Source organism: Cobetia sp. 10Alg 146 (assembly GCF_029846385.1).
In the GTDB taxonomy this organism is placed as follows: Bacteria; Pseudomonadota; Gammaproteobacteria; order Pseudomonadales; family Halomonadaceae; genus Cobetia; species Cobetia marina.
In genome coordinates, this window is the sequence record NZ_JARWKT010000022.1 from 1 (window position 1) to 562 (window position 562).

General features: G+C 65.5%; 1 protein-coding gene. It reads right to left on the bottom strand.

The features are described 5' to 3' along the window. Positions 1 to 562 (bottom strand): VCBS domain-containing protein (locus tag QD172_RS17285; RefSeq protein WP_279856364.1); only part of this gene is annotated, 562 nt, incomplete at both ends.

Below are 562 nucleotides of genomic sequence, written 5' to 3' on the forward strand. Positions count from 1 at the left end.
TCAGTGCCATTCACGGTGACGCTGGCGATGCCGGCATCCGCTTCCACCTGGAAGGTGTCAGTGACGGTGCCGCCGGTCGCCTCAGTGACCGACTGGTCATCCAGCGAGGTGATGGTCGGCACGCCATCGGTCGAGCCGTCGACGGTGATGGTCAGCGTGGTGCTGGAGGCATCGCCATCGGCGTCGGTGATCGTGTAGCTGAAGACGTCGGTCAGTGACGCCCCATCATCCAGGCCCTGGACCTCGGCATTGCTGTTGTCCAGCACATAGCTGTAGCTGCCATCACTGTTGAGGGTCAGCGTGCCGTAGCTGCCGGTGACGACCGTCGCATCATCCGCGGTGACGGCAGACGCACTCCCGCCGTCCGGCGTGACGCTGGTCACGCTGGTGGCATCGGCGCCCAGGGTATCGGCGGTGTCGTTGGTGCCGTCGATGACGTTGCCGTCGAGTGCCGTGGTGGTGTCTTCGTCGATGTTGCGGGCGTCGGCCTTGGCCTCCGGCGCGGTATCGAGGATCGCGATGTCCAGGCTGTCGCTGGTGCTCTGCCCGGTGATGTCGGTGA